The organism is Pseudomonas sp. F-14 TE3623 (assembly GCF_053629015.1).
The window spans coordinates 4,093,709-4,109,194 of the sequence record NZ_JBRJHM010000001.1; the positions used below are offsets into that span (position 1 = coordinate 4,093,709).

General features: G+C 57.3%; 14 protein-coding genes. 7 read left to right on the forward strand and 7 right to left on the reverse strand.

Annotated elements, in window-relative coordinates; genetic code table 11:
- Positions 1 to 90: 90 nt before the first annotated feature.
- The gene (locus tag AB7M29_RS18970) at positions 91 to 1,212 is read right to left on the reverse strand and encodes a sugar diacid recognition domain-containing protein (protein ID WP_454247542.1); all 1,122 of its coding nucleotides are present in this window, start codon (positions 1,210 to 1,212) and stop codon (positions 91 to 93) included.
- Between the two features lie 169 nt (positions 1,213 to 1,381).
- On the opposite strand from AB7M29_RS18970, the gene AB7M29_RS18975 reads away from it, so the two are divergent.
- Positions 1,382 to 2,692 (forward strand): MFS transporter, encoded by a 1,311-nt coding sequence (locus AB7M29_RS18975; RefSeq protein WP_454247543.1) that lies wholly within the window; start codon positions 1,382 to 1,384, stop codon positions 2,690 to 2,692.
- A 225-nt stretch (positions 2,693 to 2,917) separates the two neighbouring features.
- Here AB7M29_RS18975 and AB7M29_RS18980 read toward each other — a convergent pair whose 3' ends face one another.
- Positions 2,918 to 3,271, reverse strand: coding sequence for a DUF6124 family protein (locus AB7M29_RS18980; protein ID WP_217855901.1), 354 nt, complete (start codon positions 3,269 to 3,271; stop codon positions 2,918 to 2,920).
- Between the two features lie 545 nt (positions 3,272 to 3,816).
- On the opposite strand from AB7M29_RS18980, the gene AB7M29_RS18985 reads away from it, so the two are divergent.
- Positions 3,817 to 4,830 carry an aldo/keto reductase gene (locus tag AB7M29_RS18985; protein WP_454247544.1) on the forward strand — a complete coding sequence of 338 codons (1,014 nt, stop codon included), beginning with the start codon at positions 3,817 to 3,819 and terminating at the stop codon, positions 4,828 to 4,830.
- A 368-nt stretch (positions 4,831 to 5,198) separates the two neighbouring features.
- Entirely contained in the window at positions 5,199 to 6,086 is an 888-nt protein-coding gene (gene rarD, locus AB7M29_RS18990; protein ID WP_217855905.1) for an EamA family transporter RarD, read from the forward strand.
- 62 nt (positions 6,087 to 6,148) lie between these two features.
- On the opposite strand, the gene hppD is transcribed toward rarD, so the two are convergent.
- Both hppD and AB7M29_RS19000 read right to left on the reverse strand, forming a co-directional pair.
- Positions 6,149 to 7,225: a 4-hydroxyphenylpyruvate dioxygenase gene (hppD, locus tag AB7M29_RS18995; RefSeq protein WP_008012875.1), complete on the reverse strand. Its 1,077-nt coding sequence runs from the start codon at positions 7,223 to 7,225 to the stop codon at positions 6,149 to 6,151.
- A 246-nt stretch (positions 7,226 to 7,471) separates the two neighbouring features.
- Positions 7,472 to 8,419 carry a DMT family transporter gene (locus AB7M29_RS19000; RefSeq protein WP_454247545.1) on the reverse strand — a complete coding sequence of 316 codons (948 nt, stop codon included), beginning with the start codon at positions 8,417 to 8,419 and terminating at the stop codon, positions 7,472 to 7,474.
- 78 nt (positions 8,420 to 8,497) lie between these two features.
- Between AB7M29_RS19000 and AB7M29_RS19005 the strand changes: the two genes are divergently transcribed.
- The 3 genes from AB7M29_RS19005 to AB7M29_RS19015 all read left to right on the forward strand — a co-directional run bounded on the left by AB7M29_RS19005 (position 8,498) and on the right by AB7M29_RS19015 (position 11,608).
- Positions 8,498 to 9,370 (forward strand): LysR family transcriptional regulator, encoded by an 873-nt coding sequence (locus AB7M29_RS19005; protein WP_217855910.1) that lies wholly within the window; start codon positions 8,498 to 8,500, stop codon positions 9,368 to 9,370.
- A 103-nt stretch (positions 9,371 to 9,473) separates the two neighbouring features.
- On the forward strand, positions 9,474 to 11,009 hold the full coding sequence (locus tag AB7M29_RS19010) for an EAL domain-containing protein (RefSeq protein WP_454247546.1): 1,536 nt from the start codon (positions 9,474 to 9,476) through the stop codon (positions 11,007 to 11,009).
- 233 nt (positions 11,010 to 11,242) lie between these two features.
- The gene (locus AB7M29_RS19015; protein ID WP_008075430.1) at positions 11,243 to 11,608 is read left to right on the forward strand and encodes a histone-like nucleoid-structuring protein, MvaT/MvaU family; all 366 of its coding nucleotides are present in this window, start codon (positions 11,243 to 11,245) and stop codon (positions 11,606 to 11,608) included.
- 175 nt (positions 11,609 to 11,783) lie between these two features.
- Here the strand turns inward: AB7M29_RS19015 and AB7M29_RS19020 are convergent, their stop codons facing one another.
- The gene (locus AB7M29_RS19020) at positions 11,784 to 12,287 is read right to left on the reverse strand and encodes a DUF4946 domain-containing protein (RefSeq protein ID WP_437180790.1); all 504 of its coding nucleotides are present in this window, start codon (positions 12,285 to 12,287) and stop codon (positions 11,784 to 11,786) included.
- Between the two features lie 183 nt (positions 12,288 to 12,470).
- Here AB7M29_RS19020 and gloA point away from each other — a divergent pair, with 183 nt between their 5' ends.
- Positions 12,471 to 12,992 carry a lactoylglutathione lyase gene (gene gloA, locus AB7M29_RS19025; protein ID WP_030131431.1) on the forward strand — a complete coding sequence of 174 codons (522 nt, stop codon included), beginning with the start codon at positions 12,471 to 12,473 and terminating at the stop codon, positions 12,990 to 12,992.
- Between the two features lie 177 nt (positions 12,993 to 13,169).
- Here gloA and ahpF read toward each other — a convergent pair whose 3' ends face one another.
- Both ahpF and ahpC read right to left on the reverse strand, forming a co-directional pair.
- Entirely contained in the window at positions 13,170 to 14,732 is a 1,563-nt protein-coding gene (ahpF, locus tag AB7M29_RS19030) for an alkyl hydroperoxide reductase subunit F (protein WP_454247547.1), read from the reverse strand.
- A gap of 136 nt (positions 14,733 to 14,868) precedes the next feature.
- Entirely contained in the window at positions 14,869 to 15,432 is a 564-nt protein-coding gene (gene ahpC, locus AB7M29_RS19035) for an alkyl hydroperoxide reductase subunit C (protein WP_007900047.1), read from the reverse strand.
- Between the last annotated feature and the right edge of the window lie 54 nt (positions 15,433 to 15,486).

Genomic DNA, 15,486 nt, shown 5'->3' on the forward strand with positions numbered 1-15,486 from the left:
TGCTCGCGAAAGCGGTGGGTCAGGCAACATCAATGTTTACTGTGCCGCCGTCTTCGCGAGCAAGCCCGCTCCCACAGTGATTTGTGTGATTCACGGGTTGGCGTCTGTCTGGGGGAGGAGCTGGACGCCGAGGTAGAGTGCGAGCATCCCATCCAGCTTTAGCGGATCGACGCCGCTGAGTTCGGCGATCCGCTCCATGCGATAGCGCAAACTGTTGCGATGGATACCCAAGGCATCGGCGCAGGCCTGGCTCTGGCCGTCGTGTTCGCACCAACTGCGCAAGGTCGCCAGCAGCTGGCCATTGCCATCCTTGGCGATGACTTTGCGCAGCGGCCGCAGCAGTTCATCCAGCGCATCGTCATTGCGGTGCCGCCAGAGCATCACCGGCAATCGATAACGGTTCAGCGTCAGCAAGCGCGAATTCGGCAACACATCGCGTCCATAGGCGAGCAAATCACCGACGCGTCGATAGCAGCGCCGCAACCCCGACAATCCATCAGCCTGCCCGCCCACGGCAATGCGCAAAATATTCCAGCCCAGGCCATCGAGCTTCTCCAGCAGCCGCTCGTTCTCGATTGCAGGTGTCGCCGGTCGACACCAGAGCAACGAAGACTTGGCCGAGCTCACGCACCAACTGTCCGGGTAGCGCGACATCAGCCAGGCACTGAGCGCTTCGATGGTCTGGCCCGGGCCGTGCTCCATACCCAACTCGAACAGGTACGGCACTCGCGTCAACTGCGGTTTAAGCCCCAGTTGCTGCGCTTCATCCAGCAACCGCGGCGAATCCCCCGCCTCGCTGAGCAGCAGCGCCAACAGATCATCGCAACGCTGGCGCCGCCATTGCTGCTCGGCCTGCTGATTGCGCTGACCCACCAACATCTCGGCGGTCATGCGCACCAGTTCGGCGTAGGTGCGCAATTGTTCAGGCTCGCCGGTGATGCCCAGCACCCCAATCAAACGCTGATCGAGCAACAGCGGCAGGTTGATCCCCGGTTGCACACCTTTGAGATGAATCGCGGTCTGCGCGTCGATCTCCACCACGCGCCCGTTGGCCAACACCAATTGCGCGCCTTCGTGGCGGGTGTTGATGCGCTCCGGTTCGCCGCTGCCGAGAATCAGCCCCTGACTGTCCATGACATTGACGTTGTACGGCAGGATGGCCATCGCCCGGTCGACGATGTCCTGGGCCAGGTCGTGATCGAGTTCGAACATAGCGCGATTCCTTGAAAACGTGATGGAACGGGTTGTTCACCCGCACAGGCCTTGGTCGCAAACCCTGTGCTCAGGCACAAAGACAACCACCCAAGGGGTGGCCGAGACTCACTGGGCGATCAACGTTACCCTTGCGTCGCAAAAAATCATAATAAAGAGAGAGCCCGCCATGTCACAGAGCGCCGCAGCTACCCTGGCCACCGCTGACGACAAAAACGCCGTCTACAAACGCATTACCCTGCGTTTGATCCCCTTCATCTTCATCTGCTACCTGTTCAATTACCTCGACCGGGTGAACGTCGGGTTTGCCAAACTGCAGATGCTCGACGCACTGAAATTCAGCGAAACCGTGTACGGACTCGGCGCCGGGATTTTCTTCATCGGCTACGTACTCTGCGGCGTACCGAGCAACCTGGCCCTGTCCAAATTCGGCCCGCGACGCTGGATCGCACTGATGATGATCACTTGGGGCACGCTGTCGACTTGCCTGTTGTTCGTCACCACACCGACCGAGTTCTACACCCTGCGCCTGTTTACCGGTGCGGCGGAAGCCGGGTTCTTCCCGGGCGTGGTGCTTTACCTTTCGCAATGGTTCCCGACGTTCCGTCGTGGTCGCATCATGGCGCTGTTCATGTCGGCGATCCCGGTGTCCGGCCTGCTCGGCAGTCCGTTTTCCGGCTGGATCCTCAACCACTTCGGCGCGGGCCAGGCCGGTTTGGCCGGCTGGCAGTGGATGTTCCTGCTGCAAGGTATTCCGACCGTTATCCTCGGCGCCCTCGCCTACTTCCTGCTCAGCGACAGTTACGCCAACGCCAAATGGCTGACCCCTTACGAGCGGTCGGTACTAGAGGCCGATCACGCTGAAGACCTGGCCAGCAAACCGAAAACCGCTACTGATTCACTGTTGGCGGTGTTCAAGAACCCGGCGATCTGGGCCTTCGGCCTGATTTATTTCTGCATCCAGAGCGGTGTCTACGCGATCAACTTCTGGCTGCCATCGATCATCAAGAACCTCGGTTTCAGCGATAACCTGGTGATTGGTTGGCTCAGTGCGATTCCGTACCTGCTGGCGGCGGTGTTCATGTTGATGGTCGGTCGTTCGGCGGACTTGCGCAAAGAACGCCGCTGGCACTTGGTGGTGCCGATGCTGATGGGCGCGGTGGGTCTGTTGATCGCGGTGAACTTCGCCGCCAACCCGGCCATCGCCATCCTCGGCCTGACCATCGCCACCATGGGCGCCCTCACCGGCCTGCCGATGTTCTGGCCGGTGCCGACCGCAATGCTGAGCGCGGGTGCGGCTGCCGGTGGGTTGGCGTTGATCAACTCCATGGGGCAGATGGCGGGTTTTCTTAGCCCGTACCTGGTGGGTTGGGTCAAGGACAGCACCGGGTCGACCGATGCGGCGCTGTATCTGCTGGCGAGTGTGATTGTTTGTGGGAGTTTGCTGGCGTTGCGCATGACGCGGACGTTGCGGGTTTAAGGTTCTGCGAAAACAAAAACGGCCCGAAAGGGCCGTTTCTCATTTCATGAGCGCACAGATGCTGTTGTGGCGAGGGGGCTTGCCCCCGTTCGGCTGCGAAGCAGTCGTAAAACCAGCGAATGCGGTTTATCTGATGCACCCGGGTTGAATGGTTTTGGGGTCGCTGCGCAACCCAACGGGGGCAAGCCCCCTCGCCACAGTCAAGCTCCGAACCACAGATGTGTACTAGCCCTGCGGATCGAGATTATCCAGCACTCGATTGACCGCCAGTTCACCGTTCATCACGACCTGTTGAATCCCAAGCATCGTGCTGCGATAGGGTTCGCCCACCAATGTGGCGAAATCACTGAGCATCACGCTCGCCGATTTCATGGATTCGCAGGCGTGGGCCAGCAGGCTTTCCGAATCGACATCGGGCGCAACGATGAACATCTTGCTGGGTTTTCGGGCAGGTTCTTTGGGTGGCTTGAGGTAATGATCGAGGGCCCGGTCGGCGGCTTCGTGGAGTTTTTTCGAATCGAGGGATTCGTAGGGGGATGTCGGATCTGATTCCGGCGGGTTGGGTGTTGGTTTGAACATAGAAGAAGCTCCAGGTAAGACATTAAGGAGCCATCACCCTCGCTACCAAACGAAGGGTGGCGGCCATACGCAGGTTGGTAGACCGGTTACCTGGTGCAAAAACCCGGCGCATCCGAGGACGCCCTACGCATGACCGCCATAAAACAGAAGACGAAAAAAATCTCTGCATTACGTTGCGTTATGCGACAGGTAACCGGGCTACCAAACCCGATCGCTGTAATTCAGCGACAGGGAAACGATATAGCTCCGGCTCAAGGCGCACTAGCCGGCGGATTCTGGCGTAGTCGTAGGCAACGGCGCAAGGATGTGTAGCCTCCGAGAGCATCCATCGACGCCATTTAAACATTGCTGTTTATTGCCACCGACTCAATGTGGGAGCGGGCTTGCTCGCGAAAGCGGTGTGTCAGGCAAAATCAATGTCGACTGACACGCCCTCTTCGCGAGCAAGCCCGCTCCCACAGGGGGACTGAGTCAATATTCCGATTGCTCCCAGTCAGGGTTCTGGTATTTGATTAGGGCTTTCTGACCGGTAAAAGGATTTCGTCATGAGCTATCGCACGCTGGGTCATTCGGGTTTACAGGTATCGACCCTTACATTGGGCACCATGATGTTCGGCGAACAGACCAGCACCGAAGATTCCTTGCGAATCATCGACAAGGCCTGGGACCAGGGCATCAATTTCATCGACACCGCGGACGTGTACACCAACGGCCGCTCCGAAGAGATCGTCGGCGAAGCGATTGCCGGCAACCGCCACGAATGGGTGCTCGCCACCAAAGTCGGTTACGGCCCGGTGGACGGTGTGCCGAACCGCACCGGCCTGAGCCGCAAGCATCTGTTCAACGGCATCGACGCCAGCCTGACGCGGTTGGGCACCGATTATCTGGACATCTATTACCTGCACCGCGAAGACCACGACACGCCGCTGGAAGTCACGGTGTCGGCTATTGGCGATTTGATCCGCCAGGGCAAGATCCGCTACTGGGGCCTGTCGAACTACCGTGGCTGGCGCATCGCTGAAGTGATTCGTGTGGCCGACAAACTTGGTGTCGACAGACCGGTTATCAGCCAGCCGCTGTACAACATCGTCAACCGTCAGGCGGAAACCGAGCAGATCACCGCCACGCAAAACTATGGCCTGGGTGTGGTGCCTTACAGCCCGCTGGCTCGCGGTGTGCTCAGCGGCAAGTACGCGCCCGACGTGACGCCAGACGCCAACAGCCGCGCGGGGCGTCAGGACAAACGCATCCTGGAAACCGAATGGCGGGTTGAGTCGCTGCGCATTGCCCAGCAGATCCAGGAATACACTCAGGGCCGTGGCGTGGGCATCGTCGAGTTCGCGATTGCCTGGGTGCTGAACAATGGCGCGGTGACTTCGGCCATCGTCGGGCCTCGGACTGAGGAACAGTGGGATGCGTACACCAAGGCGCAGGCGGTGAAGATCACGGCGGAAGATGAAGCGTTTATCGATTCGCTGGTGACACCGGGGCATGCATCGACGCCAGGGTTCAATGACGTGAGCCACTTTGTGTCGGGGCGTAAACCGCGCACGGCTTGAGATTAATCGCGAGCAGGCTCGCTCCCACAGGGTTCTGTGTCGACCGCAAATAATGTGTACGGCATCGATCAAAATGTGGGAGCGGGCTTGCTCGCGAAGACGGTTTCACATTCAACATTGATATTGGCTGGTAGACAGCTTTCGCGAGCAAGCCCGCTCCCACAGGGATTTTGTGTGGACCGCAAACATTGAGTACAACACCGGCCAACTGTGGGAGCGAGCCTGCTCGCGATGGCGGTTTTGCATCCACCATTTGCCTGTGCTTCTGCCACACTCGTTGGGTGTTGATCGTTCGGACAATATTCGCTTCGAAAACCACGTATCCTCTGCGCCCGCTTCACGCTCAATCAATGTCACGCGAGGGCAGTTTGTCTAAAGGTATCGCTTTATCGGTTTCGGCCTCGGTGCTGTTTGCCGTCATGTATTACTACACTTCGTTGCTCTCACCTTTGAGCGGCGTGGAGATCTTCGGTTGGCGAATGCTGCTGACCGCGCCGTGCATGACTGTGTTCATGGTGGTGTCCGGTGAATGGAAACGCGTGGTCGAGATTGTTCGGCGGCTGGCTGGCAAGCCGAAGCTGATTGTCGGCCTGATTGGATCTGCAGTGCTGCTGGGCCTGCAACTCTGGTTGTTCATGTGGGCACCGCTCAACGGTTATAGCCTCGACGTATCGCTGGGGTATTTCCTGTTGCCGCTGTCCATGGTCCTGACCGGACGAATCGCCTATGGCGAGCGTCTTTCCTATCTGCAGAAAATAGCCGTGTTCTTCGCCAGCCTCGGCGTGCTCAACGAGCTGTATCAGGTCGGCGGTTTTTCCTGGGCGACCTTGCTGGTGGTGGTCGGCTATCCGATCTATTTCATCCTGCGCAAACGCCTGGCCACGGACAACCTTGGCGGGCTCTGGCTGGACATGGCGTTGATGCTGCCGGTGGCGTTCTGGTTCGTGCAGGGTGGTGAACAAGGCTTTGGCGTCTTCGACCAGTATCCGTGGCTGTCGCTGCTGATTCCGCTGCTCGGCGTGATCAGCGCTTCGGCGCTGGTGGTCTACATCATTGCCAGTCGGCTGCTGCCGTTCAGCCTGTTCGGGTTGTTGAGTTACGTTGAGCCGGTGCTGTTGCTCGGCGTTGCCTTGCTGCTGGGGGAAAGTATCAAGGCCGGCGAATGGCTGACTTATATTCCGATCTGGTTGGCGGTGTTGGTGTTGGTGTTTGAAGGGTTCAAGCATCTGGTGCGGCAACGACGCCGGCCGATGTAATTGTCCAAAAAAAAGCCCGGCCAGCATTACTGCTGACCGGGCTTTCTTACATCTGAAACGGCTTAATCGGTGGAGAGTACACCCCGACGAACCTGATCACGCTCGATGGATTCGAACAGTGCCTTGAAGTTGCCCTCGCCGAAACCATCGTCGCCTTTACGCTGGATGAATTCGAAGAACACCGGGCCCATCAGGGTTTCCGAGAAGATCTGCAGCAGCAGGCGCTTGTCGCCCGACTCGGACGAACCGTCCAGCAAAATGCCCCGCGCTTGCAATTCGTTGACCGGCTCGCCGTGGTTCGGCAAACGGCCTTCTAGCATTTCGTAGTAGGTGTCTGGCGGCGGCGTCATGAAGCGCATGCCGATGCTTTTCAAGTGATCCCAGGTCTTGATCAGGTCATCACTGAGGAAGGCCACGTGCTGGATGCCCTCACCGTTGAACTGCATCAGGAACTCTTCGATCTGCCCGGCGCCCTTGGATGACTCTTCGTTCAGCGGGATACGGATCATGCCATCCGGGGCAGTCATGGCCTTGGAGGTCAGGCCGGTGTATTCACCTTTTATATCGAAGTAACGGATTTCACGGAAGTTGAACAGTTTCTCGTAGAAGTTGGCCCAGTAAGCCATGCGACCGCGATACACGTTGTGGGTCAGGTGATCGATGATCTTCAGGCCGGCCCCGACCGGGTTGCGGTCAACGCCTTCGATAAACACGAAGTCGATGTCGTAGATCGAACTGCCTTCGCCGAAACGGTCGATCAGGTACAGCGGCGCGCCGCCGATGCCTTTGATCGCTGGCAGATGCAGTTCCATCGGGCCGGTTTCGATGTGGATCGGTTGGGCGCCGAGTTCCAGGGCACGCTTGTAGGCCTTTTGCGAATCCTTGACGCGAAACGCCATGCCACATACCGACGGGCCATGCTCGGCCGCAAAGTACGATGCCACGCTGTTGGGTTCGTTGTTGAGGATCAGGTTGATCGCGCCCTGACGATACAGGTGCACGTCTTTGGAACGGTGGGTCGCGACCTTGCTGAAGCCCATGATCTCGAAGATCGGCTCCAGGGTGTTAGGGGTCGGCGATGCGAATTCGATGAACTCAAAGCCCATCAGGCCCATTGGGTTTTCGTATAAATCTGCCATTGTGGCGCCTCATCATTTCTTATCAATTAACGGATCGTTAGTTGCTAGCAATGCTGAGATCGGCGGGTGGCGCACAGGAGATGCCCCGCACGCTGCGGGCGAGGAAGTCACCGTAGATCAATTGAAACCCAAATATCTTCATTGTCGACCCAAGGCTATTACGGGCGAGGCTTCTGCTGCCAGAAGACGATTATTCTTATATGCGTAACCCGATTCTACACAGCGTAAATCAGTTGTCCATCCTTCTTATAAAATCCCCCTTTTCGCAGCCTGTGCAAGCGGTTTGTTGCACAGAAAAATCCCCGCCAGGATCAGCCCGCCGCCCAAGCACATCACCAAGGTCAATTGCTCGCCCAGCAACAACGCGCCAAACAGAACGGCGGTCAGCGGGTTCAAGGCGATGAACACACCTGAACGTGTCGCACCGATTTTGCGGATACCGTCGTAATAACCAATATAAGCCAATGCCGACCCCAGCACGCCCAGGTACATCAGGCTCAACCATTGTTGCGTGCCGAGTTCGGCCAGCGCCGCGATACTCAGCTCACCACGCACGGCACTGGTCACCCAGAGCATCAGCGTGCCCAGCAAAATCGAGTACGTCACCGTCTGCACCGGCCCCAGCGTCTGATTCAGGCCTTTGGAAAACAGCGAATAAATGCCCCAACCGAGCACGCAGCCGAAGATCAACAGATCGCCGATCCAGGCATCAGTACCACCGGCCAGCAATTGCGGATTGCGGCTGACAATCACCAGACTGGCGCCGGCAATGCAGATCGCGATACCCGCCACTTTCGACCCGCTCAGTCGTTCCTTGAACAGCAGCCACGACGCCAGGCCGATCACCGCCGGATTTAGGGCCACGATCAAGGACGCCCGTGACGCGTTGATGTAATGCAGTCCGTAAAAGAAACACAGGTTGTAGAAATAGATTCCGAAAAAACCCAGCAGCGTCAGTTGCATCCATTGCCGAGGGCTGGGGCGCACCAAAGGCACGCGCGCCAGCAACAGAAACAGCAGCAACGCCACGCTCGCCAGCAAGAACCGCAGGCTCGCGGCCAATAACGGACTGAGGCTGTCGGCCAGAAATCGCCCGGCGACGAACGTCCCGCCCCAGATCATGGTGACCGCTGCCAGTTTCAGATAAACCGGTACATCCGAGGAACTCGCCAGGGTCTGTTCACACGTCGTCATAAGTCTCCACCATCAGAAATCGGGCACATGGCGTATCATTCGACTAATCCCAGATCATCGTAAAATGAGTAAATACTCATGACCCTCACGCAACTCGAGATTTTCTCGTTGGTGGCCGAACTGCGCGGCTTCACGGCGGCGGCCCATCGTTTGGAGATTTCCCAATCCGCGGTGTCCCACGCGCTCAAGTCGCTGGAACAGGAATTGGGCGTTGAACTGCTGCGCCGGCATCAGTCCCAGGTCGAGCTGAGTGACATCGGCCAACAGCTATTATTGCGCGCTCGGGCGATGCTCGGCCTGGCGAACACCTTGCGCCAGGAAGCGGCGGATGCCCGCGGAATGAAACGCGGCACCCTGCGCATTGGCTCGTTCGGTCCGACTTCATCGATCAAACTGCTGCCGAGAATCCTGCAGCATTACCGCGCCGCCCACCCGGGCATCGAGGTTCACATCGACGAAGGTCCCGATCGCCAGGTGATCCAGTGGCTGGAAGAACGGCGTATTGATATCGGCTTCGTGGTGTTGCCCCTGGAGCGTTTCGACACTTTCAGGCTGGTCGAAGACCAGATGGTCGCGCTGTTACCTGCCGACCATGCGCTGGCCAGTCGCGACAGTTTGAGCTTGAGCGATTTATGCCACGACCCTTTTGTGCTGACCGAAGCCGGCTCTTCGGAGTTGGTCTCGCGCTTATTTAATGCGGCGCGGTTGACGCCGAACATTCGGTATCGCTGCTCGCAGTTGCTCAGCACGCTGGACACCGTAGGCCGTGGCGATGCCCTGACCGTTGTCGCCGAAGGCTCTTTGCCTGACGACAACGACAACCGTTACGTGAAAAAACCGCTGTCGCCGCCGGTCAGCCGCCAGGTCGGGCTGGCGGTGCTCGATCAGCGTCAGTCATCACCTGCGACACTGGCCTTCATCAAACTGGCCTCAAGCCTGAATGAACGTTGAGCGGCATAAGCGCCATCGGCCAACTATCATGGCTGAACTCTTCTGGGAGGCGTGTCGCCCTGCCAGCCTTTGAGAGCCCTCTTTTATCGCGATGGATTTGCGAATGCCACTGAACGTCATAAGCCGCCGCAAGCGTGGCACCCGGATCGTTGTGACTGTTTTGAGCGGATTGCTTCCGGTGTTGCTGGGAGTCGCCATTCTCTATCTACAGGCTGAACGTACACTCAAGCAAAGTACCGAACTGACTGGCGAAGAAGCCGTTCGCCAATTCGAGCTGATGCTCGACAACACGGCGCAAGCGGCGCAAGAGCTGTTGCCGCTGGCCGGCCAGAACTGCAACGACGTCAAACTAGCCTTGCGCGAACAAGTCACCCGCCGGCCGTTCGTGCGCTCGACCAATCTTGTATGGAACACCAACCTCTATTGCAGTTCGTTGTTCGGTGAATATCAGGAAAAGATCAATCCCGGCGATTACACCCAAGGCAAGCTATGGCTCATGAACGGCAACCCGGTCACGCCCAATACTGCGTTGTTGGTGTATCGGCTGAGCGAAGGAAACCAGGGCGCATTGACCACACTGGACGGTTATCACCTGAGTAACGTGCTGCGTCTGATCGGTCGCAAAACATTATTGTTGCTGCAAGTCGGCCCCCACTGGTTGTCGGCCGACGGCAAGGTCCACGACGATGCCCTGCCCGCCTTGCCCGTGGCGCAAAATACGCTGACGTCCTCGCGTTATGCCTTTACCGTGGCCGCCGGTTTCCCCGAAGGAGAAACCTGGCGTTACATGCGCAATGAGTACCCGCCGCTGTTCAGTCTGTTGATGTTCTTTGGTGTGGTGTCAGGCTCGATCGGGCATGTCCTGCAGAAGCGTTCGACGTCGCCTAGTCGTGAAATGCAGCGTGCGTTGGAGGCAGCAGAGTTCATCCCTTACTTTCAGCCCGTGGTGCATGGCGACAATAAGCAGTGGTCCGGCGCCGAAGTATTGATGCGTTGGCAACACCCCAAGGAAGGCCTGGTTCGCCCTGATCTGTTCATCCCGTTTGCCGAACATACCGGGTTGATCGTGCCGATGACTCGCTCCTTGATGCGACAGACCTCCGCACTGCTGGCACCCTTGTCGGCGTCGTTCGATGGCCCGTTTCACATCGGTATCAACATCACCGCCAATCACTGCCGGGATCTGGAGCTGGTCGAAGACTGCCGTGAATTCCTCAGCGCTTTCGCCCCGGGCAGCATCAACCTGGTACTGGAACTGACCGAACGCGAACTCATCGAGCCGACAGCCATCACCCTGCAATTGTTCGAACAGCTTCACGAAATGGGCGTGATGATCGCGATCGATGACTTCGGCACGGGTCACTCAAGCCTGGGTTATTTGCGTCAATTCAATGTGGATTTCCTGAAAATCGACCAGAGCTTTGTCGCCATGATCGGTGTCGACGCCCTCTCCCGGCACATTCTGGACAGCATCATTGAGCTCTCGGCCAAACTCGATCTGGGTATCGTCGCCGAAGGCGTGGAAACCCTAGAACAAAGTGACTATCTGACCGCCCACGGCGTGAACTTTCTGCAAGGTTATCTGTTTGGTCGGCCGATGCCCGGCGCAGACTTCATTAGAGCATTAAGTGATCATTAACTAACCACTTTAAGCACCGAGATCATGATGATACGCACCAAATTGAATCAAAAGACTACTCTTGTTACATGAAGAAAAAGTCAGGATTTACTCTTGGCCAATTAACTACTACAATTTTTCATACCTGTGCAGAACTGGCAGGTGAGCCATTATCACCGAGTCGCTTCAAGGCTCTTGGCTTATAGCTTTGTTTGCGGTTGGTATCAGCCAAACACACTATTGGAGTAAAGATATTGTCCAGACTCGCTGAATTCCGTGCAGCTGAAAAGGCCCTTCAAGAACAGCTCAAGCAGTTGGAATCGCTGAAAAACGATGCCGGGCTCAAGAAAGAAATCGAATTCGAAGAAAAGCTCCAGGGGCTGATGAAAACCTACGGCAAGAGCTTGCGCGACATCATCGCCATCCTCGATCCGAACCCGGCGAAATCCGGCCTGCAGCAGGCAGCAGCGCCTAAAACCCGCCGCGCTCGCGTGGTCAAGGTCTATCAGAACCCGCACACTGGTGAACTGATTGAAACCAAGGGCGGCAACCACCGCGGCCTGAAAGCCTGGAAGGAACAATACGGTGCCGCCACCGTGGATTCCTGGCTGCGTGGCTAAGCACTCGCGATCATAAAAAAGCCCTGCCAATGCAGGGCTTTTTTCTTGGGTAGCGTCTAAATGCAACGATAGTCGCCGATCAATTTGTTACATATCGTCCAACTTTATGCTTAATCCCTTTGGCTATCTAAAAAATGCCGAACACGCTGAAATCTACTGATACGCAAACCTCAAACTAAAGTTTCAAGCTGTTTCGAGCAGCCGTTATGTCGTCCTGACTTGCCTTATAAACCTCTGCCTGCCCCGCATAGGAAAGAACATAGGCCTTATCGGCATCTACCGCAGCGACCAATGTTTGAGACAGCATATGTCGACCATTCTGCGTAATCGTACAGGTAGTTTCCAGCGCCGATAGCCGGCTCAAGGTAGTCGGGTGAATTTTAGTGCAAACGCTCTGATACCCACTCTGAAAAAAGTCCTTTTGCACCGACTTGCGCATTTCCAGCAACACACCTTCCAGGTTCACCTGGTGACCACTTTCCACTTGAGTCATGGTCAGCTCCATCACCATCACCGGCGTACCCTCCTGATCGTTTTTTACTGCGCGCTGCCGGGACACCTGCGGTTTGGCCTCGTCTTGCGGAACGACTTCGACGGTCCATCCACTTGGCCAAGTCATGACCGGAGCCTCTGCATAAGCGGGGGTAATACCTGAAAGCAGACACATCAGGACCAACATCGATTGACAGAATCGGGTCATTGCAATGAATACTCACGAATTGAGCCGTAAAGTCTGAGCCTCACCTGGCTGTCAGGCAAGCCTGCGGTTTTGGTTTGGCGATGCTGGGGCCCTTGCGTATCATTGTGAGCATTAGGGGGGCGTTCTCAACGCCTCTAGCCCCACTTATTTTCCGGAGGGCCCATGAGCCTGCACGAACTCAATACATTTCCCGGTGTGACCGCCCAACCCGACACCGCTACCCAGAAGTTCGTCTTCAATCACACCATGCTGCGGGTCAAGGACATTACCCAGTCGCTGGATTTCTACACCCGCGTCCTGGGGTTCTCGCTGGTGGAAAAGCGTGATTTCCCGGAAGCCGAGTTCAGCCTGTATTTCCTGGCGCTGGTCGATAAAAACCAGATCCCGGCCGATGCCGCAGCCCGCACCGAGTGGATGAAATCGATCCCCGGCATTCTCGAGCTGACCCACAACCACGGCACCGAGAATGACGCGGATTTCGCTTATCACAACGGCAATACTGACCCACGCGGCTTCGGCCATATCTGCATTTCGGTGCCGGACATTCGCGCCGCGTGCGAACGCTTCGAAGCGCTGGGGTGCGATTTCCAGAAACGCCTGAACGACGGTCGCATGAAAAGCCTGGCCTTCATCAAGGACCCGGATGGTTACTGGGTCGAGATCATTCAGCCTGCACCGATGTAAGCCCCACCACAGATCCCCTGTGGGAGCGGGCTTGCTCGCGAAAGCGGTGTGTCATTCACCAGTGATGCTGGCTGACAGGTCGCCTTCGCGAGCAAGCCCGCTCCCACAATTGGGAATGTGCAAGACACAAAAAACCCCATGATCGCTCATGGGGTTTTGTGTTTTCAGCGTCGGCGTTTATGCAGGCGCCGAGGTGCGGATCAAGTGATCGAATGCGCTCAGGGAAGCCTTGGCGCCCTCACCCACCGCAATCACGATCTGCTTGTACGGCACGGTGGTCACGTCACCGGCCGCGAACACGCCGGGCATCGACGTTTCACCGCGGGCATCAACGATGATCTCGCCGCGTGGCGACAGCTCGATGGTGCCTTTGAGCCAATCGGTGTTAGGCAACAGACCGATCTGCACAAAGATCCCTTCCAACTCGACAGTGCGCAACTCGTCCGACTGACGATCCTTGTAGCGCAGACCGTTGACCTTTTGACCGTCGCCGGTCACTTCAGTGGTTTGCGCACTGGTGATCACGGTGACGTTCGGCAGGCTATGCAACTTGCGCTGCAACACCGCGTCGGCGCGCAGTTGTACGTCGAACTCCAGCAGGGTCACGTGGGACACGATACCGGCCAGGTCGATGGCCGCTTCGACGCCGGAGTTACCACCACCAATCACCGCCACACGCTTGCCTTTGAACAGCGGACCGTCACAGTGCGGGCAGTACGCCACGCCCTTGTTGCGGTATTGCTGCTCACCGGGAACGTTCATTTCACGCCACCGGGCGCCGGTCGCCAAAATCACGGTCTTGGCTTTCAAAGAGGCGCCGCTGGCGAAATGGATTTCGTGCAGTTCGCCATTTTTGCCCGGCACCAGCTTGTCGGCGCGTTGCAGATTCATGATGTCCACGTCGTACTGCTTGACGTGTTCTTCCAGCGCCACGGCCAGTTTCGGCCCTTCAGTTTCCTGCACCGAGATGAAGTTCTCGATGGCCATGGTGTCGAGCACTTGGCCACCAAAACGTTCAGCCGCCACACCGGTGCGAATGCCTTTACGAGCAGCGTAGATCGCCGCCGAAGCACCGGCCGGGCCACCGCCGACGACCAGTACGTCAAAGGCTTCTTTGGCGCTGATTTTCTCGGCCTGGCGCTCGATGCCACTGGTGTCGATCTTGGCGAGTATCTCTTCCAGGCCCATGCGGCCCTGGCCGAAGTTGACGCCGTTCAGGTAAATGCTTGGCACGGCCATGATCTGGCGCTCGTCGACTTCAGCCTGAAACAGCGCGCCGTCGATGGCGACGTGGCGAATGTTCGGGTTCAGTACAGCCATCAGGTTCAATGCCTGGACCACGTCCGGGCAGTTCTGGCAGGACAGCGAAAAGTAAGTCTCGAAGTTGAACTCGCCTTTGATCGAGCGGATCTGCTCGATCACCTCGATACTGGCCTTCGAAGGGTGGCCACCGACTTGCAGCAGGGCCAGCACCAGCGAAGTGAATTCGTGGCCCATCGGGATACCGGCGAAACGCAGGCTGATATCGGCCCCTGGGCGGTTGATCGAGAACGATGGTTTACGCGCATCGTTACCGTTGTCGAGCAACGTAATCTGGGTGGAAAGACTGGCAACGTCTTTGAGTAATGCGAGCATTTCCTGGGATTTCGCACCGTCGTCGAGGGAGGCAACGATCTCGATCGGCTGGGTGACCCGTTCCAGGTACGATTTCAACTGGGCTTTAAGATTGGCGTCCAACATACGGGCGATTTCCATGTATTTGATAAAAAGAAGTCAACAAAAAACGCCCGAGCGAATCTCGCCCGGGCGTTTTTTAAGGGCGGTGCAGCTTACTTAGGAGGTGCGGAGTGCCGCCCTGATGAAGCGCGTCACAGACTTAGATCTTGCCGACCAGGTCCAGGGACGGAGCCAGAGTGGCCTCGCCTTCTTTCCACTTGGCTGGGCAAACCTGGCCTGGGTGAGCAGCAACGTACTGAGCAGCCTTGATTTTGCGCAGCAGCTCGGAAGCGTCACGACCTACACCGCCGTCGTTGAGTTCAACGATTTTGACCTGGCCTTCAGGGTTGATCACGAAGGTGCCACGGTCAGCCAGACCTGCTTCTTCGATCAACACGTCGAAGTTGCGGGAGATAGCGTGAGTCGGGTCGCCGATCATGGTGTACTGGATTTTGCCGATCGCTGGCGAAGTGTTGTGCCAGGCAGCGTGGGCAAAGTGGGTATCGGTGGAAACGCTGTAGATTTCGACGCCCAGTTTCTGGAACTCGGCGTAGTTGTCAGCCAGGTCTTCCAGCTCGGTCGGGCAAACGAAGGTGAAGTCAGCTGGGTAGAAGAACACGACAGACCACTTGCCTTTCAGGTCAGCGTCCGACACTTTTACGAAGTCGCCATTTTTAAAGGCGTCAGCTTTGAACGGTTTAACTTGGCTGTTGATGATAGGCATCGATGACTCTCCGTCAGGGGTTAAGAAGTTGATGAGGTGAATCCTACCCAGTCG

Excerpts from the sequence above, each read along its gene's own strand:
- AB7M29_RS18985 (WP_454247544.1), top strand. The coding sequence starts at position 3,817 with ATGAGCTATCGCACGCTGGGTCATTCGGGTTTACAGGTATCGACCCTT.
- AB7M29_RS19010 (WP_454247546.1), top strand. The coding sequence starts at position 9,474 with ATGCCACTGAACGTCATAAGCCGCCGCAAGCGTGGCACCCGGATCGTT.
- AB7M29_RS18970 (WP_454247542.1), bottom strand. The coding sequence starts at position 1,212 with ATGTTCGAACTCGATCACGACCTGGCCCAGGACATCGTCGACCGGGCG.
- ahpF (WP_454247547.1), bottom strand. The coding sequence starts at position 14,732 with ATGTTGGACGCCAATCTTAAAGCCCAGTTGAAATCGTACCTGGAACGG.
- AB7M29_RS18980 (WP_217855901.1), bottom strand. The coding sequence starts at position 3,271 with ATGTTCAAACCAACACCCAACCCGCCGGAATCAGATCCGACATCCCCC.
- AB7M29_RS19005 (WP_217855910.1), top strand. The coding sequence starts at position 8,498 with ATGACCCTCACGCAACTCGAGATTTTCTCGTTGGTGGCCGAACTGCGC.
- AB7M29_RS19000 (WP_454247545.1), bottom strand. The coding sequence starts at position 8,419 with ATGACGACGTGTGAACAGACCCTGGCGAGTTCCTCGGATGTACCGGTT.
- gloA (WP_030131431.1), top strand. The coding sequence starts at position 12,471 with ATGAGCCTGCACGAACTCAATACATTTCCCGGTGTGACCGCCCAACCC.
- AB7M29_RS19020 (WP_437180790.1), bottom strand. The coding sequence starts at position 12,287 with ATGTTGGTCCTGATGTGTCTGCTTTCAGGTATTACCCCCGCTTATGCA.
- ahpC (WP_007900047.1), bottom strand. The coding sequence starts at position 15,432 with ATGCCTATCATCAACAGCCAAGTTAAACCGTTCAAAGCTGACGCCTTT.
- hppD (WP_008012875.1), bottom strand. The coding sequence starts at position 7,225 with ATGGCAGATTTATACGAAAACCCAATGGGCCTGATGGGCTTTGAGTTC.
- AB7M29_RS18975 (WP_454247543.1), top strand. The coding sequence starts at position 1,382 with ATGTCACAGAGCGCCGCAGCTACCCTGGCCACCGCTGACGACAAAAAC.